Annotated in this window: 24 protein-coding genes; 12 read left to right on the forward strand and 12 right to left on the reverse strand. The window is 37.0% G+C overall.

Going from position 1 to position 23664, the window contains the following annotated elements:
• Nucleotides 1–57: 57 nt before the first annotated feature.
• Nucleotides 58–1620, forward strand: a complete 1563-nt coding sequence (gene hutH, locus E6H07_14905; GenBank protein TMI62696.1) for a histidine ammonia-lyase — start codon at nucleotides 58–60, stop codon at nucleotides 1618–1620.
• Nucleotides 1621–1712: 92 nt separating this feature from the next.
• Here hutH and deoD read toward each other — a convergent pair whose 3' ends face one another.
• Nucleotides 1713–2420, reverse strand: coding sequence for a purine-nucleoside phosphorylase (gene deoD, locus E6H07_14910; GenBank protein TMI62697.1), 708 nt, complete (start codon nucleotides 2418–2420; stop codon nucleotides 1713–1715).
• A 149-nt stretch (nucleotides 2421–2569) separates the two neighbouring features.
• On the opposite strand from deoD, the gene hutU reads away from it, so the two are divergent.
• Together hutU and E6H07_14920 are read left to right on the forward strand one after the other, a co-directional pair.
• Nucleotides 2570–4384 (forward strand): urocanate hydratase, encoded by a 1815-nt coding sequence (hutU, locus tag E6H07_14915; GenBank protein ID TMI62698.1) that lies wholly within the window; start codon nucleotides 2570–2572, stop codon nucleotides 4382–4384.
• A gap of 221 nt (nucleotides 4385–4605) precedes the next feature.
• Nucleotides 4606–6972, forward strand: coding sequence for a hypothetical protein (locus E6H07_14920; protein ID TMI62699.1), 2367 nt, complete (start codon nucleotides 4606–4608; stop codon nucleotides 6970–6972).
• Nucleotides 6973–7085: 113 nt separating this feature from the next.
• On the opposite strand, the gene E6H07_14925 is transcribed toward E6H07_14920, so the two are convergent.
• Both E6H07_14925 and E6H07_14930 read right to left on the reverse strand, forming a co-directional pair.
• The gene (locus E6H07_14925) at nucleotides 7086–7403 is read right to left on the reverse strand and encodes a hypothetical protein (GenBank protein ID TMI62700.1); all 318 of its coding nucleotides are present in this window, start codon (nucleotides 7401–7403) and stop codon (nucleotides 7086–7088) included.
• Nucleotides 7400–8395 (reverse strand): toll/interleukin-1 receptor domain-containing protein, encoded by a 996-nt coding sequence (locus E6H07_14930; GenBank protein ID TMI62701.1) that lies wholly within the window; start codon nucleotides 8393–8395, stop codon nucleotides 7400–7402. Before E6H07_14930 ends, E6H07_14925 begins: the two co-directional genes overlap by 4 nt.
• A gap of 173 nt (nucleotides 8396–8568) precedes the next feature.
• Here E6H07_14930 and E6H07_14935 point away from each other — a divergent pair, with 173 nt between their 5' ends.
• Both E6H07_14935 and E6H07_14940 read left to right on the forward strand, forming a co-directional pair.
• Nucleotides 8569–8838, forward strand: coding sequence for a hypothetical protein (locus tag E6H07_14935; protein ID TMI62702.1), 270 nt, complete (start codon nucleotides 8569–8571; stop codon nucleotides 8836–8838).
• A gap of 15 nt (nucleotides 8839–8853) precedes the next feature.
• Nucleotides 8854–9546, forward strand: coding sequence for a hypothetical protein (locus tag E6H07_14940; protein TMI62703.1), 693 nt, complete (start codon nucleotides 8854–8856; stop codon nucleotides 9544–9546).
• Nucleotides 9547–9794: 248 nt separating this feature from the next.
• On the opposite strand, the gene E6H07_14945 is transcribed toward E6H07_14940, so the two are convergent.
• Nucleotides 9795–11222: a SusD/RagB family nutrient-binding outer membrane lipoprotein gene (locus tag E6H07_14945; GenBank protein TMI62704.1), complete on the reverse strand. Its 1428-nt coding sequence runs from the start codon at nucleotides 11220–11222 to the stop codon at nucleotides 9795–9797.
• Between the two features lie 9 nt (nucleotides 11223–11231).
• Nucleotides 11232–14420, reverse strand: coding sequence for a SusC/RagA family TonB-linked outer membrane protein (locus tag E6H07_14950; protein ID TMI62705.1), 3189 nt, complete (start codon nucleotides 14418–14420; stop codon nucleotides 11232–11234).
• 252 nt (nucleotides 14421–14672) lie between these two features.
• Here E6H07_14950 and E6H07_14955 point away from each other — a divergent pair, with 252 nt between their 5' ends.
• Both E6H07_14955 and E6H07_14960 read left to right on the forward strand, forming a co-directional pair.
• Nucleotides 14673–15143: a hypothetical protein gene (locus E6H07_14955; protein TMI62706.1), complete on the forward strand. Its 471-nt coding sequence runs from the start codon at nucleotides 14673–14675 to the stop codon at nucleotides 15141–15143.
• A 245-nt stretch (nucleotides 15144–15388) separates the two neighbouring features.
• Nucleotides 15389–15793, forward strand: coding sequence for an META domain-containing protein (locus tag E6H07_14960; protein TMI62707.1), 405 nt, complete (start codon nucleotides 15389–15391; stop codon nucleotides 15791–15793).
• A gap of 88 nt (nucleotides 15794–15881) precedes the next feature.
• Here E6H07_14960 and E6H07_14965 read toward each other — a convergent pair whose 3' ends face one another.
• From E6H07_14965 to E6H07_14990, 6 genes are all read right to left on the reverse strand, one after another.
• A complete protein-coding gene (locus tag E6H07_14965) occupies nucleotides 15882–16166 on the reverse strand; it encodes a hypothetical protein (protein ID TMI62708.1) in 285 nt (94 codons plus the stop codon).
• Nucleotides 16167–16394: 228 nt separating this feature from the next.
• Nucleotides 16395–17324: a YihY/virulence factor BrkB family protein gene (locus E6H07_14970; GenBank protein TMI62709.1), complete on the reverse strand. Its 930-nt coding sequence runs from the start codon at nucleotides 17322–17324 to the stop codon at nucleotides 16395–16397.
• Nucleotides 17325–17380: 56 nt separating this feature from the next.
• Nucleotides 17381–17566 carry a hypothetical protein gene (locus E6H07_14975; GenBank protein ID TMI62710.1) on the reverse strand — a complete coding sequence of 62 codons (186 nt, stop codon included), beginning with the start codon at nucleotides 17564–17566 and terminating at the stop codon, nucleotides 17381–17383.
• A 77-nt stretch (nucleotides 17567–17643) separates the two neighbouring features.
• A complete protein-coding gene (locus tag E6H07_14980; protein ID TMI62711.1) occupies nucleotides 17644–18126 on the reverse strand; it encodes a CHRD domain-containing protein in 483 nt (160 codons plus the stop codon).
• Between the two features lie 396 nt (nucleotides 18127–18522).
• A complete protein-coding gene (locus tag E6H07_14985; GenBank protein ID TMI62712.1) occupies nucleotides 18523–18978 on the reverse strand; it encodes a CAP domain-containing protein in 456 nt (151 codons plus the stop codon).
• 136 nt (nucleotides 18979–19114) lie between these two features.
• The gene (locus E6H07_14990; protein ID TMI62713.1) at nucleotides 19115–19486 is read right to left on the reverse strand and encodes a hypothetical protein; all 372 of its coding nucleotides are present in this window, start codon (nucleotides 19484–19486) and stop codon (nucleotides 19115–19117) included.
• 120 nt (nucleotides 19487–19606) lie between these two features.
• On the opposite strand from E6H07_14990, the gene E6H07_14995 reads away from it, so the two are divergent.
• From E6H07_14995 to E6H07_15010, 4 genes are all read left to right on the forward strand, one after another.
• Entirely contained in the window at nucleotides 19607–19924 is a 318-nt protein-coding gene (locus E6H07_14995; protein TMI62714.1) for a DUF2007 domain-containing protein, read from the forward strand.
• Nucleotides 19925–20012: 88 nt separating this feature from the next.
• Nucleotides 20013–20309, forward strand: a complete 297-nt coding sequence (locus E6H07_15000) for a hypothetical protein (protein TMI62715.1) — start codon at nucleotides 20013–20015, stop codon at nucleotides 20307–20309.
• A gap of 116 nt (nucleotides 20310–20425) precedes the next feature.
• Nucleotides 20426–21301 (forward strand): subclass B3 metallo-beta-lactamase, encoded by an 876-nt coding sequence (gene bla / locus E6H07_15005; protein TMI62716.1) that lies wholly within the window; start codon nucleotides 20426–20428, stop codon nucleotides 21299–21301.
• 142 nt (nucleotides 21302–21443) lie between these two features.
• Entirely contained in the window at nucleotides 21444–22124 is a 681-nt protein-coding gene (locus E6H07_15010) for a Crp/Fnr family transcriptional regulator (GenBank protein ID TMI62717.1), read from the forward strand.
• Between the two features lie 350 nt (nucleotides 22125–22474).
• Here the strand turns inward: E6H07_15010 and E6H07_15015 are convergent, their stop codons facing one another.
• Complete coding sequence (locus tag E6H07_15015; GenBank protein ID TMI62718.1) at nucleotides 22475–22870, reverse strand: hypothetical protein; 396 nt, start codon at nucleotides 22868–22870, stop codon at nucleotides 22475–22477.
• A 219-nt stretch (nucleotides 22871–23089) separates the two neighbouring features.
• Here E6H07_15015 and E6H07_15020 point away from each other — a divergent pair, with 219 nt between their 5' ends.
• On the forward strand, nucleotides 23090–23659 hold the full coding sequence (locus E6H07_15020) for an RNA polymerase sigma-70 factor (protein ID TMI63082.1): 570 nt from the start codon (nucleotides 23090–23092) through the stop codon (nucleotides 23657–23659).
• The last annotated feature ends 5 nt before the right edge of the window (nucleotides 23660–23664 follow it).

The following is a 23664-nucleotide window of genomic DNA, read 5'->3' on the forward strand; positions in this document are numbered from 1 at the left end:
ATTTACTCTTGGCTTTCAGTGTCCTAATGCATTACATTTGGACATCAATTGAATGACATGAGTATAGTTTTCAACTACGGAATAGATACACTTACTATCGGAAAGGTTCTTGCAATTGCTGCCGGTAAAATGAAAGGCGTAATAAATGCAGAAGCTTCAAATAAGATACATGTTTCGCATGAATATGTAAGGCAGATAGTAGCGGATAATAAAACCGTTTATGGTGTGAATACCGGCTTCGGCATTTTAGCTAATACAAAAATTTCTGAAGAAGATACAGCAACTCTGCAGTATAAAATTTTACAAAGTCATAGTGTTGGGGTAGGGGACCCGATACCCACAGAAGTAGCTAAATTGATGCTGATAACAAAAGTACAGTCACTGGCAGAAGGTTTCAGTGGTGTGCAGTTATCTACGATCGAACGCATCATCTGGCATATAGAAAGTAATGTGATACCGGTAGTGCCTGAAAAGGGTAGTGTAGGAGCTAGTGGCGATTTAGCTCCGCTGTCACATTTGTTTTTACCGCTGATTGGATTAGGAGAATGTTTTTATAAAGGCGAAAGAAAAAATACAGCTGAAATATTTAAGAAAGATAATATCAAGCCTATTCAACTTGGGCCGAAAGAAGGATTAGCACTTATCAACGGAACACAATTCATCTTATCATTTGCTGTAAAGGCAGTACAAAGAATGCATAACTGTCTTGAAGCAGCAGATATAATCGGTGCAATGAGTCTTGAAGCATTGACCGGAACCAAAGCACCTTTTGATGAACGATTACATGAACTGCGTCCTTTTAATGGAAATAAATTAGTAGCACAGCGATTGAGATTATTATTGAAAGATTCTGACATCATGCAAAGTCATATTGATTGTGGTCGTGTACAGGATCCTTATTCACTCCGTTGCATGCCACAGGTACATGGTGCAAGCCGCAATGCATGGTTACATTTAAAAGAGTTGACAGAGATAGAATTGAATTCAGTTACTGATAATCCCATCATACTTTCTGCTGATGACACGATCAGCGGTGGTAACTTTCACGGACAGCCTCTTGCATTACCATTAGACTATGCTTGCTTTGCTGCATCCGAATTGGGAAATATTTCTGATCGCCGTTGTTATTTATTACTGGAAGGTAAATGGGGGCTTCCTGTTTTACTCATGAATAACGTTGGTTTGAATTCTGGTTTTATGATTCCCCAATACACTACTGCGGCACTCGTAACAGAAAACAAAACTTTATGTTTCCCTGCAAGTGCTGATAGTATTCCCACTTCACTCGGGCAAGAAGATCATGTAAGCATGGGAAGTATTAGTGGAAGAAAACTGAATAAGGTTTTAGATAATCTTGAATTTATTCTCGCTATAGAATTACTTTCTGCCTGCCAGGCCATTGAATTCCGCCGGCCATTAAAAAGTTCTGAACTGTTAGAGTTTGCTCATGATTATGTTCGTGAGTTTGTAAGCTTCGCATCCGAGGATAGAATATTTGCGGATGATATTAATAAAGTCGCTGGTATTATCAAAGATTTTTCTTTTGTGGAGAAAGTGAACGGGTTTGCGGATTCAAAAAAAATCTCATTGAATGGTAAATTCAAAAGCTTTGAGATATAATTTTCACGCAAAGACGCTAAGTGTAATACAAAAGTCGCAAAGTCATCTTTGCGTCTCTGCAGAAACCTTTGCGTCTTTGCGTGAAATGAAAATTAAAGCCTCGTCACCGCCTCCAGCGCCAAATTCATCATTGGTAATAAAGCTTTCTCCCGTTCATCAGCCGATATCTTTTCATGCGTAGGAATAATATCTGATACTGTAAGAATAGTAGCTGCTGTTTTTGCAAGAAATCGTGCATTGGAGTATAAAGCAAATGCTTCCATCTCGGCAGCAAGACATTTATATTTTTTTACAATAGCCGGTTTGCCTTTTGCCTGCCTATAAAAAACATCACCGGAATGAATAGCCCCGGTCTTAACTTCCAATTGTAATTCTTTTGCTGTTTCATTTATAACATCAAAGGCTTTTCCCTGGTGTTTGAAACGATCTTTCTTATAACCGAATGCACATTGCGCATAGGTTGATTCGCTGCAAGCGGTATCAACATTGATCAGGTCAAACAGGTTCATCTTTTTAGAATAAGCACCGCAGGTACCGATGCGGATAATACAATCCGCTTCATACTCAGTATATAATTCATAAGAATAAATGCCGATAGAAGGACAACCCATGCCGCTTGCGCCGACAGTTACGGGTTTATCTTTATAAGTACCGGTAAAAAAATAAATATTGCGGGTACTGCTTACCAGTTTTACATCCTGTAAATAATTATCGGCAATATATTTTGCTCTTAGTGGGTCGCCGGCCAGTAATATATTCTTTGCAATTTCCCCGGGTCCGGCGCTGATATGAATGCTCATCTTTGATTGTTTAAGGGTGGCTAAGATATTCAAATTATAACGACTTTTGCGTTAGGCCACAGAGAACCTCAGAGAAAAAAGAGAGCCACTGAGTTACTCTGTGTACCTCAAAAAACTCCGTGGCTCTCTGTGGCCAAAAAAATAACGATATGCAAACAATGACACAAACTAAATACGACGCCATCAAGTACAAAACCCCGACCGGTAATAAATTAACCTGCAAAGGCTGGATACAGGAAGCTGCATTGCGGATGTTATTAAACAACCTTGACCCGGAAGTGGCAGAACGTCCCGATGACCTGATCGTTTATGGCGGCCGCGGCAAAGCAGCCCGGAACTTTGAAGCACTCGATAATATCATCAAAGCATTAAAAGTGTTGGAGAATGATGAATCATTGCTGATACAAAGTGGCAAACCCGTTGGCATTCTTAAAACACATAAGGACGCACCAAGAGTTTTAATAAGCAACTCACAACTCGTACCTAACTGGGCCAACTGGAAACATTTTGATGAACTGGAACAAAAAGGTCTGATGATGTATGGACAAATGACAGCAGGCAGTTGGATCTATATCGGCTCACAAGGCATCGTGCAAGGCACTTATGAGACATATGCTGCGATAGCGAACAAACACTTTAGGAGTCAGGAGTCAGGAGTCGGGAGTCGGGAGTCAAAGACTCCGAACTCCGAACTACCAACTCCTAACTCTGGAGGTTCTCTCAAAGGCACTCTCAACGTAACTGCCGGTCTTGGTGGTATGGGTGGGGCACAACCATTGGCAATAACCATGAATGAAGGCGTGGCACTGATCGCCGAAGTAGAACGCTGGCGCATTGAAAAAAGAATAGAAACAAAATACTGCGATATATGGTTTGAAAATATTGATGATGCAATTAACCGTGCATTGGAAGCTAAACAAAACGGCGAAGCTATTTCAATAGCCGTATTGACCAATGCTGTTTGTTTGCTGGAAAGATTAATAGAAAGAAAGATCGTTCCCGATACACTTACCGACCAGACAAGTGCACATGATCCACTGATCGGTTATATACCGCATACAATAAATAACACACAGGCAACTATTATGCGGGAGCAAGACCCTGAAAAATATCTTGAATTGGCTTATCAAAGTATGCATCGTCATGTTGAATTGATGGTGGAGTTACAAGCCCGGGGAGCAATAACTTTTGACTATGGTAATAATATTCGTGCAAGAGCACATGAGTACCAGGAAAGTCAAAAGTCAAAAGTGAAAAGTGAAACAGGAAATGATTCTCACGTCTCACGTCTCACGTCTCACGTTGATTGTTTTTCTTTTCCCGGTTTTGTACCGGCTTATATACGACCCCTGTTTTGTGAAGGCAAAGGCCCTTTTCGCTGGGCAGCATTAAGTGGCGACCCTAAGGATATATTAGTAACCGATAAGCTGATCGCAAATATGTTTCCGCAGAATGAAGGATTACAACGTTGGTTGCGCCTTGCTAAAACAAGAATTGCATTCCAGGGTTTGCCGGCACGTATTTGTTGGCTGGGACAGGGTGAAAGAGAACAGGCAGGTCTTGCCTTTAATGAACTGGTAAAAAGCGGGGCTGTTAGTGCACCCATCGTTATTGGCCGCGACCATTTGGATACAGGAAGTGTTGCCTCTCCCAATAGAGAAACCGAAGCGATGCTGGATGGCAGCGATGCAGTTGCCGACTGGCCAATATTAAATGCATTGGTAAATACAGCAGGTGGCGCCAGTTGGGTAAGCCTGCACCATGGCGGCGGTGTAGGTATGGGCTATAGCATACATGCAGGAATGGTAATTGTTGCCGATGGTACTGATGATGCCGAAGCAAGACTCCGCAGAGTTTTAAGAAATGACCCCGGCATGGGAGTGATAAGACATGCGGATGCTGGGTATGAAATTGCGAAGGAGACCTCAAAGAAAAACGGGCTTGATTTAAATACAAGGTTGTAGGTTTATGTACTAAGCTGCATTGCTACTATTAAGCTTCTGTGCGTCGCACTCTTGTACGTTCTGGAATTCTATTAAACTTTTGTATGCCCACTTTGGAGTAAAAGAGTTTGCAAGATATTTTTTATCTTGTCAATTAGCATTTTATTCCCTTTTTTCCTGATGATTCATTTAATCTGTTATAATATAAACACTCTTAAATCACCATTTAGAAAATTCAAATTATGTCAATGATAAAATATGGTTTTTTTGCTTATGGCTCCGAACCTTCACATTGCGGTGAATTTATCGAAGAGGCTATTAAAAATATTAATAAAAGCGGGCATTTAGTAAGATTAAAAAGTTGGAAAGAATTAAAAATCGGAGGTACTCTATTAATAGCAAACATCATTAAAGAAATAGAAAACTCAGATTTTGTATGTGCTGACATTACTAATTTAAATGAAAATGTCTTATTTGAATTAGGATTTGCCATTGGAAAAAAGAAGCCAGTTTGGATAATTCAAGATATTTCTATTACTGAAGCATATAACAGATTTAAAGATTTAAATTTTCTAACAACAGTTGGTTATATTAATTATACAAAATCTGATGACATAACAGAGAGTTTTTTACGTGAAAAAGTATACTCAAGGACAGACACTCTTATTGATGGTTTGTTATCTGAGTATAACCCTAGTTCAACTAAAAATCTTCTACTTTATTTAAAAAGCCAGTATGATACAAATTATAATCAATACATCTTAAATACAATCGAAAACTACAAGATTTCTTGCGTTACTGATGATGCAGCAGAAGTGAAAGTGCAGCCATTATCTTGGTATGTTTCGCATTTGCTAAATTCCGCAAGTGCATTAATAGAATTTTCATCGTTATATAGAAATGGACATGAACTGCATAATGCGAAATGTGCATTTATAGCCGGCCTAGCAGTTGGATTAAACATGAAAATTCAAATGGTAGCTGAAAAACCTTTTCCAACTTCAATTGATTATAAGGAGTACTTAAAAAAATTCACTTCCTTGGAGCTATGTAAAGCTGCTGTCAATCCATTCTTAACACAGCTTAGAAATTATAATCCAAATGCAAGTTTGGGTGATAGTCTAAACATACCAGAAAGGAAAGAATCTGATTTGCAGAAAATTAAATTTGGTGAATTTATTGCAGAACATGAAGCCTCAAGCTTATATGACTACTATGTTAATACGGCTCATGATGAAAGCTTAATTAAGAGTGAATACAATATTGTTGTAGGAAGGAAGGGTAGTGGAAAGACGGCCACTTTATATTATTTAGAGAAAGCTTTAAGCAAGGACGTAAGAAATCAGGTCATATCAATAAAGCCTGTAAATTTTGAAATAGATGGCTTAGTAGAATTACTAAAAAAATTAAAAACTGATTTTGAGAAAGGTTATATTATTCAATCGATTTGGAAATTTTTAATTTATTCAGAAATTGCAAAAAGCATTTATATTGACCTAATAAATAAACCACTTCATGCACAAACCGAAGTTGATCAAAAAATTATTCGTTATGTTGAAGCTCATGATAAAATAATCTTATCTGACTTTTCTACAAGATTAGAACAAGAATTATTGAATTTAGATGTTTTGGACAAGTTTAATGAACAATCAGAATTTCGGACCAAAATATCTGAAATTTTACATGAAAGCATAATAAAAGAACTGAAGGATTTGATTATCTCTTTCATGAATAAGAAGAAAAGATTAGTTGTTTTAATCGATAATTTAGATAAGAATTGGCGAAAAGGAAGTAATATAGAAGTTACAAGCAAATTTATTCTGGGATTATTAGGAGTAATAGGAAGAATCTCCAAAGAGCTTATTGGAAGTCCTCAAAAGCCACATGATTTCCTTTTAAATCTTATTGTTTTTTTGCGAAGCGATATTTTTAAACATGTTCTTGAATTTGCACGGGAACCGGATAAAATTGAATTTACAAGATTAAGATGGAATGATCCCGAAGTGCTGTTTCGAGTACTCGAAAAACGTATTGAGTTTCTTTCTGATAGTGGAAAAATTGATTCAACCACTTTTTGGTCAAAGTATATTACGGAAACTGTTGATGGTAATAGTTGTAAGGATTTTATTCTTTCATGTATAATTCCTCGACCACGAGATTTAATATATTTCCTTTCAAGCGCAAAAAGTACAGCAGTATCAAGGGGACATAATTCTATACGGGAAAATGATTTAAAAGCAGCTTATGAAGATTATTCTAATTGGATATTTCAATCAATTCAGGTAGAAAATGGGGTAACGATTTCAGAATTGAAAGCTTTCTTTTATTCTGCAATGGCGGAAAAATCAATACTCGATAGACAATCAATTACTTTACTTATGAACAAAGCAAAGCTTAAAACAGACGAAGAGTTTGTTGATTATTTTATTAGCCACCTATGCTCCTTATCTTTTTTAGGAAGGGAAATTAGAAGCTTAGATTTTCAATATGAATATGAGTTCGATGTCGATGATAAAATTGCCATCCTGGCTCAGAAATATAATTCTAAAAGATTCAAAATTCATAACGCATTTATTCCTTATTTAGAATGTAGTGACTATATAAGGTAACTTTTGGTTCACGTTCAGTCTGCCCGGAGTCTTCGCAATAAGACTCATTATAAAAATGAAATGCTGATGCGAGATGTATTATGATACGGATGCATATCCTGCGAAATCATAATTTACTGTCCATTATTCCAGCGTATCAATTCGACAGATGCGTGTATTGTATCTTTCTCGTAAAATTTTATGTGAAAGCCATTTTTTGTTTGGTATCCTGGTTTAACGATCTTAAAAAAGCCTTTGTCAAACAGATGTTTTCCATCAATCCAAACTATACCTTTTACATCTGAACGACCTCTTGCAGTATCCCGTAAAAAAATCTCTGCGTCTTCCAGCGGTTGGTTTTTATTATCGGTTACTTCAAGCCGTATTTTTTTCTGGCTATACAATAAAGAATATGAAGATATAAATACAAAGAGACAGATGAATTTTTTCATTTTTTTCTTTTTGATACAAACAATTGAATAGTAAATCCCATCACCACAACAAAGAAAAATAAAAGCCATGGATTTAGGAAAAAATAGTTCAAAAAAGTCATGCGACGTGAAGAAACCAGTGCATTGCTATCATACTGGCAATTTGAATTTACCCTTCCAATCACAACCTCAATGCTATTGTCTGTAATAAGGCTTTTGTTTTTTTTAAGAAAAGGTATACTCACTGAATAGTTACCTTTTTCAACGATAGGTTGCATCACTGTTCTCGCATTGCTATTGGCTATCAAACATTCTTCGGCGTTCCGTCTAAAACTTGATTCGACTGGCCGTTTATCAAATATCAATACTTTTTTAAAGTTATGTACCATGCTGCCCGTGTCATTTAACCAAATTGTTATGCCCAGATTGTTGTAAGGGTGAGTTACAGTATTGATAAAATTTACCTGTATACTTGAATCGCCAATAATTTTTGGATTATCATAAATTATTCCTTTGAATTCAAAAAGCCATTTGAATGGGAAAATTGAAAAAGCCAGAATTAATGAAATAATAAACCTTTTTGCTTTTTTAAACGATTTCTTGGGGGGAATTACCGGCTTAAATATGGTCTCATCTTTGATTGTTGAACCTAATTGTTCAATACCATTTTTATAGCTATTGATAAAATCAACATACTGTATTCTACTAAGCTGAAGTGGTATCTCGCAATGCTCCATTAATAAAGGAATTACTTTTTTCTTTAGTCGTAATGCGTAAGAAATTTCATTCATTACATTTGGTGAGGAGACAGAGGCGGGAGTAAGTATGACTAAAAGAATATCGATCTCCCTTAATGCAGCCTCAATTTCATTATCCCAATGACTTCCGGGTTTTATGTTGATCAAGTCAATCCAGGTATGAATATTATCGTTTGACAATTCCTTTGTCAGCCTCATTGCAAGTTCTGCTTCTTCTCTTTTATAACTTATGAATACCTTCTTGTTTTGAGTCATTAGAATTCCCACTTGATAAGCTCTAAATTACAGATTTTGGATTTAAATTCCACAGCCTTTATGTCCGTAAAAAGTAATATACTAAGCTTTGATTAATGATAATACCCCCTTTGTGGTATTGAATTGTCAAGAGGAATCATTTATATTCATTTCTCATTTAAAAATAATTTAGTATGCGGGAAGATTTAAACACGATGCGAGATGAACTAGAAAGGAAGCAACAACTATTTATCGTTCTTGCTATTTTATGGCTTCTCATCCTATCTTTTCAAATTTATTTTCAGTCTAAGAAAATATCGGAATATAAAAAGAAGAGAGATGAGACAGAAGATATTGAGCTAAAGGCTGCTTATAACAAAGAGGTTAACAAAAGAGTAACTAATATAGTTCTAAACATTTTAATCCCGGTTATTATTGTCCTTATAATTTTTGGATTGGCTTAATAATCTTGCACGATTATGCACTGGATTTATATGATATTATTAGGTACTGCCTTTCCAGCCCTAATGTATTTTGTTAGCCAAATAGGGAGGTGGGCAAATAACAAAGCTCACGAAAAAAAAGAGGGCTTAGACCTTCCTACAATCTTATATTTAAGATCATTTAATACTGATGGGAAGAATGATGTCGAAGCTGAGCCAAGCCCGTTCTCACCTCTGGCAGCCTTTGTAAGTTATAAATTTGGTACTTCACATGAAGTTGATTTGGCAAACCAATTAACGAATTTTGCACACTTGATTACAATTGGTAACCCAACAGAAGATTTTCCTGAAATGGGTTTTAAAAGAATTTATTGTAAAGATATAGACTGGAAGGAAAAGGTTAAAGAGCTAATCATCTCAAGCGATGTGATCATTTACCGTCCGAACCTGACAGATTCTTTATTCTGGGAATTGGATCAGGTTATAGATCAAAATGCCATGCCTAAACTGGTAATCTGGAATCTTGCTGGAGATGAACACAAAGAATACTTACGCAAGGCTATTTACAACGCTTTTAGAAGAAAAATTAATGAGCTATATAAAATACTATTACCTGAGTATAATAATAAAAACAGATATATTTTTTTTAATGATAATGGAGAAATAGATTCTACTCATTATATCCGTTTTGAGCGGAAACCTGATAAGTCAGTAAGGATTTTTAAGTAGCTACTTAACCTGTGTTCGTGCCCATCACGGCACTGTGAATGCTAATCTAATCGTAATGAAAAATCCCAGATCGGTTTTACATTCAGCAAATACTCAACAAAATAATTCCATCTTTTTTTGTAACGTATTCGTTGTATTTACCTGTATAACCACTAAACTTCCCGACCCGTTGAGATATAAAAAAAGGTTCGTGAAGTCACGAACCTTTGCATCAATTAGTAATTTACTTTCGAAGACCGCTTTTTAATTTAAGGTTTATCCCACCAAACACGAGTATTGAGACCATCAGTACCTCCGTATGGAAATGCAGCCACTGCGGCGTCGTAATTTATAGTATTGTTAGATCTTTCTATAGTGGGGTAAGCTTCCCGCCTCGGGATATTATTACCATTTGCACCCGGTGCTGCAATTAATATAGGGAAGCCGACTCTTCTCCATTCTGCCCATGCTTCGTATCCATTTACAAATAAGTGGATCCATCGTTGAATGGCAATTTGTTTAATAGCATCAGTTGCATTGTACACGATCTTTGGTTGTAATATATAGGCACTGGCCCCGGTGGTAACGCCTGTCCATTGAAGTATGGAATTTGTTATTCCCGAATCGTAATTAGTTTTTGCTGTTGCATCACCGCCTGTTATCCATCCTAATTTAGCTGCTTCTGCCATAGCAAAAAGTGCCTGAGCATAAGTAACTAAATATACCGGAGCATTTTGCAAACGAAGTTTATCTCCTAACAATGAAAAATTAGTTGGAGTAACTGTAGTTGTTAAACCATAATCCAGGCCTGCATAGTTGCCTGAATTAGGACCTGAAGTAGCCTTATTAGCAAACACTGGTAAACGGGGATCAGCGGAAGATTGCATGGTATCTACCAAAGGCTTACTTACTGCGTACCAAAGCCTGCCCATCCTGTTCATTTGTGTGTACCAGAAATTTTCATTGGTTGCGTCTAAGAGATGAGGATAAGCGAAGTTATCACTGTTAGTTGTCATGATACCATTGGTAACGGCCTTATTAAATTCCACTGTTCCTTTAGTTGCATCCACTTTTGAAAGGCGTAATGCCATTAATAGATGGATCGTGTTGCCGAATTTTTTCCACTTCGTAACATCACCATTGTACATGATATCGTTCTTAAGATTTCCTGTTATGAACGCAGCATTCGCCTGGTCCAGCAACGTAAAAAGGTTGTTATAAATATCCTGTTGCTTATCATATTTAGGAGTAAAATCATCTTTACCTTTTAATGCTTCGGAGTAGGGAAGGTCACCCCAGCGATCTGTAAGGAACCAAAGTATATATGCCTTTAATATTTTGGCCACAGCAATTTGGTTTACAACCGGCCCTTCATTGGCATCCAATGAAGAAGAGTTAATAACTGTTTCAAGATCCATTAATGGCCCGGTGTACCATCCATTAAAATTAAAATTAACAGTAGCATATCTTGAATTTTCGGTAAATGAGGTATTAGATAAATGCTGCGGATAATGAACCCCAAATGGTGAAGAACTGATATCGGGCAGTGATCTTTCTGCATTCGCTATTAATTGTGTGCCGGAAGCTTTTGTTGGTTTGTTAGGATCAACATTAAGGCTTCCATCAAATTTTTTACAACTAACTGCTATTACCAGTGTTGCTACTAAAATGTATGCGATTTGATTTATTTTTTTCATGATTGGCGATTAAAATGTAAGATTAAAACTGATACCATAGGAACGTACGGTTTGGAATTCCCCTTTTTCCAGCCAGCTGATTGAGCCGCTGTTATAGGATAGCTCAGAAGGCTCTAATCCTTTAGGTGCTTTTTGCCAGATCATAGCAGGGTTTCTTGCTATCAGTGCAACTTTTGCTGCTTTAAAAGGTGTATGACTTAATATTTTTTGATCAAAATTAAAACCCAGGCTTAGCTCTCTTAGTTTAATATAAGATGCGTCAAAAAGCCACTCTTCGTATATACGTGTACCGATAGCGTTTCTAAAATATAACCGGGCATCTACATACGTACTAACTTCCTGGCCTGTTGCCTGGGAAATACCTTCTATTTTATAACCGCCACCTGCAGCTAACGGATCTCTTACATTAAATCCCTTATCATTTAACTCAACTGTTCTAGCCGCCTGGCCGGATTTAACTGCAAGCATTTGGGTCCAGCTAAAAAATTTACCGCCTGATTGAAAATCGATCATTGCACCCAGGTCCAGCTTCCATATTTTAAAAGTATTTTGGAAACCACCGGTGAATTTTGGTACTACGCTTCCAAAGTTGTAGTTGGTTTGATGTATCGGCATGTTGGATGCATCCAGCATTATTTTTCCTGTTTTAGTATCACGCAGGTATGCCTGGCCTACTAAACTTCCAAAAGGTTCATTAACCCTGGCTTGTAAAAAGATAGAAACACTTGAATAGGTATTTGCATCCAGCTGGTAAACATCAATACCGGGATAGAGTTCTTTCACCATGCTCTTGTTACTCGCAAAATTTAAATTAGTATTCCATGTAAAGAAATTTGATTGAACAGGAGTGCCGCTAAGCGATAATTCAAATCCTTTATTTTCGATCAATCCTGCATTTATTACGGTTGCTGCAAAACCACTTGAACCAGGTACGTCAAGTTGTATGATCTGGTTCTCATTTTTTTGATGATAGAAAGTAAACTCTGCACCAATTCTGTTTTTCAAAAATCTAACATCGATACCTGCCTCAAATGCTTTCGCAAATGAAGGTTCAATATTCGGGTTCGTTAAAACATCAGGAACAGTAAGTGGATTGATCGTAGCGGCAGCACCTGTATATGTTGTACCCACATTAAAACTGCTTCCTGTCTGGTACGGGGCAAGATCAGAACCTGCGATCGCATAACTTGCTCTTATTTTACCAAAAGACAAAGCCTTCCACTTTAGTAACTCGCTGAATACAATACTGGTTGAAACTGACGGATACGAGTAAGAATTATTATTTACGGGTAAAGTTGAGGATACATCGTTTCGGATCGAACCATCAATAAAATAAATGTCTTTATACCCAAATGATGCCATACCATAAACACTTCTCACTTCTTTCCTACGGATAAAGGACGAAACATTTGGTCTGTCTCTTGAACCTGCAAGGCTATAAAATCCAGGACTCGTAAGTCCACCAACCGTATTTCCGCTAATTGAAGTGAAATTAACTGTGTATTTATTTGCACCCACATTCAAATTCATTGATATGTCGCCAAATTTTTTATTATACTGACCTAAAAATTCATAGTTAAATTCTTTACTCTGGTATTTTGCCACAGAGTAACCTTCATCAAGCCTGCCACCTAAAGCTTCTTCATGAGAAACATTTTGTGTGTACATGTCACTCCTGAGAAAACCGCTTAATTTCAATTCAGGCAAAAGCTGGTAACTAATATTTAAGTCACCAAAAATCCGATCCCTGCTATCATCATTACTGTTAGCAAAAGCATCAAAATAAGGATTGTTCCAGTCACTTGGACGGTTATTGGTAATGATACCGGCTGTAGTTGGATTTACATTCCAGTTCATTATAGTACCGTCAGCGTAACGATAATTTTTTAATCTCTCCATATCTATATTTCTCTGGAACCATTGCACCTGGCCGGTTGCTGTTCCCTGGTAACCTTGTGATGGTCGTGTAGCTTTGTTATTAGCAAATGTTGCATTTACACCAACCGTCAACTTTTTGGTAACATCTAATGAAGTGCTTAAGCCCAGGTTATTTCTTTTTAAAGAAGTACCGGGCATTACACCTTTTATATCACCATTATTATAACTCAGTCTGAAGATCATATTCTCATTGCCACCTGCAACAGAAATATTGTTATTAATGTTATGACCTGTTTCGAAATAATCCTCAACATTAGTAGGATGCGGCACAAAAGGTGTAAGTTTTCCAAACTCAGCATCCTGCGGATAGAAGCTATAGTACATACGAACCGGCGTTCCGTCCATTTTAGGTCCCCAGCTTTCATCGTTTCCGTTTACGAATTTATCGCCGTTTGCCAGCGTTCTGAAAACCTGGTCATTTCCAACACCATAAAGATTTTGGAGTGGCAAAAAATTTCCGACTTTTTCCATCGAAAACGCGGAGCTATATTGAACATCTATTTTTTTAGGTCCTTTTTTTCCTTTCCTTGTTGTAATAAGTATAACTCCATACTGACCTCTTAATCCATATAACGCTGATGCTGCAGGACCCTTTAGTACAGATACTGATTCAACATCATCCGGATTAATATCCTGGGCGATATTGCCAAGATCAGGTCCATTACCATTTGATGAACCAAAATTTGAATTCGAAATTGGTGTACCATCTACTACAATAAGAGCCTGGTCATTACCATTCAAAGAATTCACACCACGTATTTTAATTTTTTGTGTACCTCCCATTGCGGCACCAGATGCACCTACTACTTGTACGCCGGCTATTTTACCAGCTAAAGAACCAATCACATTCTGCTCTTTCGTAAAAGTAAGATTCTCGCCTTTTACTTGTTGTGTAGAATAACCTACGGCACGTTCACTTCTTTTAATTCCAAGCGCTGTTACCACTACCTCAGACAACGAACCCTTGGTTACTAAACTTACATTATAAGTATTGCTGCTACCTATAGCAACTTCCTGTGACTCTCTATCAATATGAGAAAAAACCAATACGGGATTTGCACCCGATACTGTGATGGTAAATTCTCCTTTTTCATTTGTTGTTGTTCCGGTGGCAGTTCCTTTTTGCACAACCGATACGAACGATAAGGGAAGTTTAGATTCATCACTAACGATTCCGCTTATTTGCCGTGTTTGACTAAATGCCAAAAAAGGCATAGAAAGAAAAAAAATGGTGAATAGAGAAAGCAGTAGCTTCTTCATAATTAAGCATATTTATTTGGTTATAGAGCTGATTGAAGGGGACGTGTTAGAATTTTCGATCGGAACAGAATCCAATAACATTCACGCAAAATCAGGCAAAAATTACGTACAAAACAGCATAATCATGCACGAACATACCTACTTTTTTTCCACATTGCTTTTTTTGAAAACCCAAACACGCAAAAACGCAATGTCAAATTAGCCCATTTTAAGTCCTGGCAAATCTTAACTTGCCGCAGAGTCTATAAACATATGAAAGCATCAACCATACATGAGATAAAGCAGGAACTGCTGAATGCACCCGCTTCAACAGTAATCGAAATTTGCCTGAGGCTGGCGAGATTTAAAAAAGAGAATAAGGAATTATTGACCTATTTACTTTTTGAAGCACATGATACGTCTGCTTATATTGAAAGTATAAAGAATGTAATGGACGAGGAGTTTGCAGCTATGAATAAAACCAATGTGTACTATGTAAAGAAAACTTTGCGAAAGATACTGCGTGCAATAAAAAAATATATCAGGTATAGTGGCCTTCCAGTTGTAGAAGTTGAACTGCTTATTTATTTCTGTACAGCGATGAAAGACATGAATATCCCGGTCAATAAAAACCCCGTATTGCAGGGTATCTATGAAAACCAGTTAAAGAAAATTCATTTGGCATTAAAATCCATGCATGAAGACCTACAGCATGATTATTTAAAAGAAGTCGAGAGCTTATAAATTAGTATTCCCAGTTTCTGTTTCTTGCACGTTTTGTTCCTGGGTTTCTTATTTCCTGTCGGGCATTTTCATCCCCACCAGTATTTTTTTGCCGTCCTCACCTTGGTTCGTGTCCATAAAAAGCCCCGTTACGAGTCCCCACGCAACGGAATTTGCCAATCAGTGAATGTTATAACTATTATTCAAAATGGTATAACAATTGATAATCTTACATCGCTACCTTGGCTTGAAATAATTTAAACACTATGAAATATATATCCATTTTAATGATCGCATTGATCAGCTTTCAATGCAGCCCTAAACTTTCACCGGATTACGGTTGGGGTAATCAGCATTGGGTGCTGGTAGAACTGAAAGGAGTTCCGGTACAACAAAGTGAAAGCAGGAGAGATGCTTATATCAATTTTGAAGTGGCTGATAAGAGATTTGCAGGCAATGGTGGCTGCAATCAAATAAATGGGGGCTATACGCTGGATAAAAATGACATTCGTTTCACTGACGTGGTAAGTACGAAAATGGCCTGTAGTGACCTTGAATTTGAAAACACTTTTTTATCGGCATTGAGCAGCGTCGATCGTTATGAAGTAAGAGGAAATGATCTGTTATTAAAAAGAAAACAGGAAGTGATGGCGAGACTCAGACCAAGATAGATGTTCCTTTGCATTAGTTAGTATTCCTTATCTATGTCCAAATAAAAAGAGCTGCCAATGCAGCTCTTAAAATTAAAAACATAAAAGATCAGTTAAGTGCTGCTTCTTTCTTTCTTTCGGGCAATCCAATGGCAACTGCTTCATTTACTTCATAACAAAAATTAGTGGCCATGCCTTCTGACGCTGTGTCAAGGAATTGTTGAAGTTCATCAACATTTCCTGCTTCCCAAACGCAGGTTCCGGTTTTACCATCCTGTGATGGAAAAACAGAAAGAACGCTGGTGCCTGCAGGTGCAGCTCCAATAACTGTTTGTGCTTTTGCCCAAAAAGCAGCGGGGTCCGTGATGTTGGTGTGCTGTGCAATTACTAACATAATTTAAGATTTTTATCCGCTACTGAATAATTCAGGACCGGATGTGGTTAAAAAAAATAGATACCCATAGAAGGATCAAATAGAAAAGTTTTCATTTTATACGAGATCAGGGCTGTTTAAATTCAGGCGGGAAAGTAAATCTAATCTTTTTTCATTACAGTGCTCTGTCTCAATTTATGTTCACAAATATTTAATCTCCTCAATACATACCGGCACCAACATCAGTAGTTATTCCACTGGCTTTTTAATTTTCTGTATACGGTATAAATAAGCCTGGTTCTTAGGAATGATCGGCCAATCATTTTTTAAGGAGTATATAGCAATAAAGCAGGCCCCATAATACAGAATAAAAGAGCAATAAAATACAAATAGTAAAACCAGTACAAAAGAACCGGAGGCTCCATAAAGCTTGCCGATATTAGTATCTATCAATAAAGCTTTAAGTAACCATTTTCCGAGCATAAAGAAAATACTTGTTACTAAACTCCCCGCAACACAAGCTTTCCAGTTGGGCCGGCCTTCGGCCAGGTAACGAAACAGGAAAAAAAACCATAACCCAATTACTATTACGCTGCCGATCTTTGAAAAGATAAATTTAAAATCAACAATGCCTATCGTCATTAAGCTATTCAGGTAATTACCTGCCACCGCCTCCATACTTTCCAAAAAGATACCAACCCAGAATAAAAAACCTGTTACTAGTATAACGGCGAAAGCTTTAGTTCTTGAAACCAAAAAATATGTAAATCCCGGCCTATCAGTAATACTGATCTTCCATATCTGGTTCAATGAACTTTTTATAACAAGGAATAGGGTAGTGGAAATGAATACGAGGAATAAAAAACCAATGATGATCACATACCATGCATTGCTAAATCCGTGTATACTTTTTAAAACCTGTTTTACCGGTTTTGCACCATCAGTGCCGACCATTTCAGAAATATTTCCAATCAATCCCTGGTTCAATTCCCGTTGACCGATCAATGAACCAAATAACTGGGCCAGTATAAAAATTATCGGGGGTAATGCAAATGTTGTAAAGAAAGCGGTAGCACCGGCCAGGCGCAATGGATCATTCCTTTTTAGCAACGAAAAAGATTCACGCAAGATCGTAACCAGCTTAGAAAAGCTATTTTGTTGTCGGGTATTATCAGTCATTACACGACAAAGTTACTTGCAATACTCCAGTAAAATGATCCTGGTTATAACGGCGGTTATTTTTTTTGTTTTTTATTTTGAAAGCTATTTACATTCTTATCTTTATTATCATCAGCTCTTTTATAATCACCCTTTCCCGTATCATCATAACCCGGTCCAACATTTCGCAATGATGATGGGCTATGACTTCCCGTACTAAAATTTTCATTACGGATTGATCGTATTTTCTTTTTCTGATTCATAAAAATCATTTTATAATTATAATAAAGAAGAAAGAACCTGCTTATAAAGCAGGTTCTTAATAATCTGATTAAGCTGTTTACTGTATTGTCGTCGTTATCTGTCCTCTAACTTCACCTCCCGTATTTGTTGCAGTTCCGTAAGAATAATACCAACCATTGTTTAACAACTGTGTTTCCTGTGCATCTGTTAAAACTATTGTACCTGTAGTAGTACCTGTAGCGGTTAAACCAGAACCTAATGTCCATGTATTACCAACCAATGTTCCGGATGCTCCGGCATTACCAGCATAAAACCCTGCAGAAGTCGGAGCTCCCGACAAATTAGTCCATGTTGAAGTATAATTCATCGTGTTTGTTTTGGAATTATATGTGCCGGTAACCGTTCCTTGTCCACTACCTGATACAGCAGGAACAACTTGTGATCCGCTTGCATTGCCGCTGATTACGTACGTCCTGTTATCATTAAGATCATCATCGTCATTGTCACAACTTGTTAATGCCACACTACCGATCAAAAACGGTATTGCCCACATAATACTTCTTAAATTGAATGTTTTCATGATTATTTTTTTTATTTAATAAATTCATTCACTCATTGAATGATTTTCATTTCCTGAAAAACAAAGACTGTGCCTTTCCCTAATTTTATATTGATATGAAATTTTATAAATGGTTATACGTTTTGATTAATCAGGTAGTAAACAATCATGGTCAAACAATTTTTTAAATTTATTGTTGTTCTATCTTTATTGTGATTATTTTTTTCTACACTGTTGACGTTGCACCTCCTGCTATATTTATAAATTATACCACGACACGTATCTTTAGGAATCGGAATGAAATTAGTGAGCCACAAACAGCAGCTCATCTTAGTGATGAAAGAACCTTATGCATAATTGTTTGAATAAGTATGAGCAGAATAACCAGCAATCACTTACAGAAGAAACCTGACATGATCAGTTCACAAATATTTGTGTATAAAAAACAACTCCATGTTTGTTGCGAGCTGTGCCGATCCCTATGTATTTATAATTGCCCAGCATGTTTTGCCTGTGTCCGCTTGATTTTTTCCAAAGCCTGACTGCTTCTTTTGCATTACTGGCGCCATAAATAACATTTTCAGCTACAATAAAGCTGTCATAGATCTTCTGTATTTTTTTTGCCCGCTCGTTAAACCCTCCATGTCCAAAACTGCTGCGGCCGCTGGCCATATCTTCACTATGACCACGTGCAATAGCATTCAGATCACTTCTCATTTTAAGAGTTGCTAATCCTTTTGATTTACGGAATTCATTCGTGTATTTAAGAACACCATCGGCCAGGCTTGTAGCCGGTGCAATAGCCGAAGTAAAAATCACAAGAGAAATACTTAGAAAAATTATCCGTAAAGTAAAAGAAATAGGTTTTAACATAGGTTCAGGGTTTTATAAATTGTCGCAAGTTTTATACCATCATTAATGAACAGCTACATAAAAAAACCTTCTGATCACTCAGAAAGCCTTAGGTTTAGTGTCATTCAACGATAGTTTTTTTAAATTCATATTTGGATCAATAACCCTCTGCTCGAGCTGAATCTGATACAACTAATATTCCTGTCATACTATGGGTATGCGAATCATAATACCTGATCGTGGCTGCTGAAGCAAATGTTCTGCTATAGGAAGAACCCTCTGGTATATCACCACTATTAAAACTTCCGTCAGCTGCAGTAACTGTATGAATCACGTTGTCATCATTCACCCAGGTTACTTTCGAGTTTAGAGGTACAGTTAATGTTGCAGGTGAAAAGGTAGAATTTTGCATCCTGATCGTATGATCAGATGTTCCTTTAGTATAATTGGTGCTGTTATAGCAGGCTGTTATAATTATTGCTATACAAACGCTAAGAAAACCGCCGATCTGGTTATTTTTCGTTTTCATAACATTGATTTTTAAATTAACAATCGGCTTTCATGAATGAGAAAGCAACAAAAGAGCCAAACACTTAATTTTTTTCCGAAAAAATTTTGCTCAATTGCTTGTTCCAACTCCGTAAAATAAATGTCCATTACTATATCTCTTGTTTTATTTCAACGGATGATGATTTGGAATGATTTATGGGCTCATTTTATAAAGCTTATAGAAATGAAAAAACATGATCACGATGAGACGCTACTACTTGAGGTCTTTGATGACCTGGGAACGGCAACTACTGTACAAGCCCAATTAAAAGATCAGGGCATTGAGTCATTCATTCATGATAATAATGTGTTAGGAATGGATCCGATCGCTGGTATCGAGATAAGAATATTTTCAAAAGATCTGAAGAGAGCAAAGCAAGTGCTTTCAATGCATAACGATGATCAGGAGAGTTTGTAAAAACAGTACCCTATAATTCCTTTGTTGAATCACGAAGAGTTCCTGAACTTTACGTTGCAAATCAATTATTCACTTTTAAAAAGACTGTATGATAATTGTACACGATATTTTTATCTGTAAGCCCGGCAATGCCTCCAAAATGGCAAAATTGTTTAAAGAAGCAATGGCTGACAGAACTGAAGTAGATTGTATCATGACTGATATGACAGGTCAGTATAACAGGGTAATTATGGTTAGTAAGTATGAAAATCTTACGGCCTATGAAAAAAGTTTTGAAAAATACATGCACGATACAGATGAGACGAAAAAGATCAAAGAGTTGATGAAGGGTTATCATGAGATGTATTTCTCAGGGTCAAGAGAAATATACCAGGTAACGAAATAATAAATGCCGGCTATTGAAATCATTCTTTCTTTGTAATTACATATCAAAATTATTCTTGTTAACAAGCACCGAAGCAATTGATTTTTTCACCTGGAAATAAATTTGGATATTCAATCATGCATAGACATTCATTCCAAAATTTAGTATTGACTGTTGTTTTATCACTCACAACATTATTTGCATCTGCACAAGAAATAAAAGAACCCAAAACCACAGCCGAATGGACAGCAACCTATCAACCATTCCGCATTGCAGGCAACCTATATTATGTAGGCACTTATGACCTGGGTTGTTATCTTATTACTACGTCCAACGGAAATATATTGATCAATACAGGGCTGGCGGCTTCACTAGATCAGATAAAAAGCAATATCGAAACACTGGGTTTTAAATTCAGCGATACCAAAATACTTTTAACTACCCAGGCACATTACGATCACATGGGTGCAATGGCTGAAATAAAAAAGCAAACAGGAGCACAACTGATGGCGAATGAAAAAGAGGTTGATGAATTGGTAAGCGGTGGCCAATCAGATTATGAATTGGGAGTCTTTGGCACTTCATTTAAACCTATAAAGCCTGATCGCTTATTAAAGGGTGGTGATACAGTAAAGCTGGGAGGTATGCAACTGGTGATGCTTCATCATCCCGGTCATACAAAAGGTTCATGTAGTTATTTGTTTACTGTAAAAGATGAAAAGCGATCATGGAAAGTCCTTATTGCGAATATGCCCACCATTGTTACAGACAAAGCATTTAAGGATATAAGTTCTTACCCGGAAATAGCTAAAGATTATGCCTATACATTCAAGGCAATGAAAAATATTTCATTCGATATCTGGGTGGCTTCTCATGCCAGCCAGTTTAAACTACATACTAAACATAAACCGGGCGACACTTATGATCCTGCTGCTTTTATTGACCAGCCCGGTTATGATTCTGCACTAAACGACCTGCAAAAACAATACGAAAGAAAGATTGCCGAACAATGATAAGTGCAGACTTTTCGTTTAAACCCATAACTACTAGCGTTATTCATTGATAGTTTTTTCTCGGAAACATTAAGAAGCCAACAGCAAGAGGGGGATTCAAAAACAATATATTCTTAGTTTTGTAGCAACTAAATTGCAAGGAATGCGCGGAGCTGGTTTACATAGAAAGAATCAATTAAACAAAAACAGCCCTCCTGATATTTCGTCAGTGATTACTACATTGGATTATTTCTATCCCTTAAGTGAAGGCATTAAAGATTATTTAAAAAAACACAGCTATGCTTGTTCATTTCGTAAAGGGAAATTATTGCTGAAAGCTGGCGAAATATGCGAGCATATTTATTTTATAAAAAAGGGCGCCGTACGTGGGTTCATTAAAGAAGGTAAAAAAGATATTACAACATGGATCACGGCTGAAAATGAAGTTGTAAGTTCTATTTCGGCTCTCGACGTAAGGGAACCCGCCTTTGAAAATATGCAGGCCATTGAAAACTGTGAGTTGATTGCATTAACATACACCGATTTCCAGAATCTATATATCAAGTTTCCCGAATTTAATATCGTTGCAAGGAAAGTTTTGCAAAAATATTACCAGGATGCAGAGGGTCGTGCTTTTATTGTAAGACTTTCTAATGCTGAAAATAAGTACCAACTTTTTATATCAAGGTATGGTCACCTGGCCAACCGGATTCCGCTAAAATATATTGCATCGTTTCTCGGTATTACTCTTGAAACCTTAAGCAGGGTCAGGAAAAAACTTTCTTTAAAAAGTAATGGTACGCCTGGCATTCCTATACCCATTGTTAGAGGCCGTAATCTCTAAAGCCATTTTCTTTCTTGCACCTGATCATCTAAAAAAAACATTGACAATTGTCAAATTTTCAATCGGAGGAAATCCTAAAAAAACAGATCTATATAGGCTTAAGAAACTATGAGACCCTTAGCAGGAGAGGGTTTCGATCCTTTGTAATTCTTTGATCCATATGCACCAGGCATATTAGCCGATTTGCTACTATTAGGTAACATTGATGAATCTTCCGTTACTTTATTGTAATCGACTGCAGAAAGAGATCAGCAAACCATTAACCTTTTAGATAGAACGTAATATCCAGGCAAATAAAAGATTACCACCATCCTCTTTTTAATCTTGCCTGGATTTCTTTTGCTTGACAGTTAATGCAGCAAAGCAAGCACCGGATCAAGATCATACTTTGTTTCATCAAATGGCAGTAACGATTTATCTCGTAGCATTGTACCCAGTTTTTTAAACTCAAATATCTCATTGACCTTCGAATACGAATTCCTGATCATCCTTTGTAACTCGCTTTTATCTATTATATCCTGCAGGTCTATTACATAAGAATCTTCCCCTACATATTCAAGTATGGTTTCATTTTCAAACTGAAAGCGAATCGTAAAGCGGCAGGCAATCCCTTTTTTGGTGGCTGCTCTTTTCTTCATCACATCAAATGAAACAGAGCTGAATAATTTTTCCGGCTCATCTGCAATTGAGTTCATAGGCGGGTTATACTGCCATTTAGTTATAATAAGTTCTGTTTGTTCTATCATTTTATTTGCTTCTGATGATGTCGATCATATTTTTTAAAAGTACAAAGGAAGAATGAGATACCGATACTACCCTAGACTTTTACGTCCATTCGGGGGTCAGTATTATTATCTGCTATTTTTTTTGAACAGGAATAGGGGTAAACATCCCGTCGGTTGTTATATTAAAAAGTATTTTTGGGCGCAGCTTTATTAATAGAACAGCAATACAGGGCACAGGGAATGGAACTGGCGAACGAAACCATCGGCACATTACTGGCACAAAGGGATGAAACAGCCTTTGAGCAGGTCTTTAAAACTTATTTTAAACGCCTGCATGCCTATGCCTTTACTATACTGAGGGATGAAGAGGAAGCTGAAGAAATGGTGCAGCAGGTCTTTTTTAAGCTTTGGGAGAGAAATGAGAATCTCTCATTGACAGGTTCTGTTTCTGCTTATTTATACCGGGCTGTGCATAATGAAAGCCTTAATTATATCAAGCACCAGAAAGTAAGATCAAATCACCAGTTGCATGTTGCGTACAGTATGAAAAACGAAGTGGAACATCCTGCAAAAAAAGTAATGGCCGGGGAGCTGGAAAAGAAAATTCATTCTGCATTGAATGAACTACCTGAACAATGCCGTACCATTTTCCAAATGAGCCGCTTTGATGAATTGAAATACCGGGAAATTGCAGATAAGCTGGGTATATCCGTAAAAACAGTAGAAAACCAGATGGGCAAGGCATTGAAATTGTTGCGGGAGAAGTTAGCCGACTTCCTCATTTTCATCTTATTATTTATTCATTTTTAATACCA

The sequence above is a fragment of the Bacteroidota bacterium genome, assembly GCA_005882315.1.
GTDB lineage: Bacteria > Bacteroidota > Bacteroidia > Chitinophagales > Chitinophagaceae > VBAR01.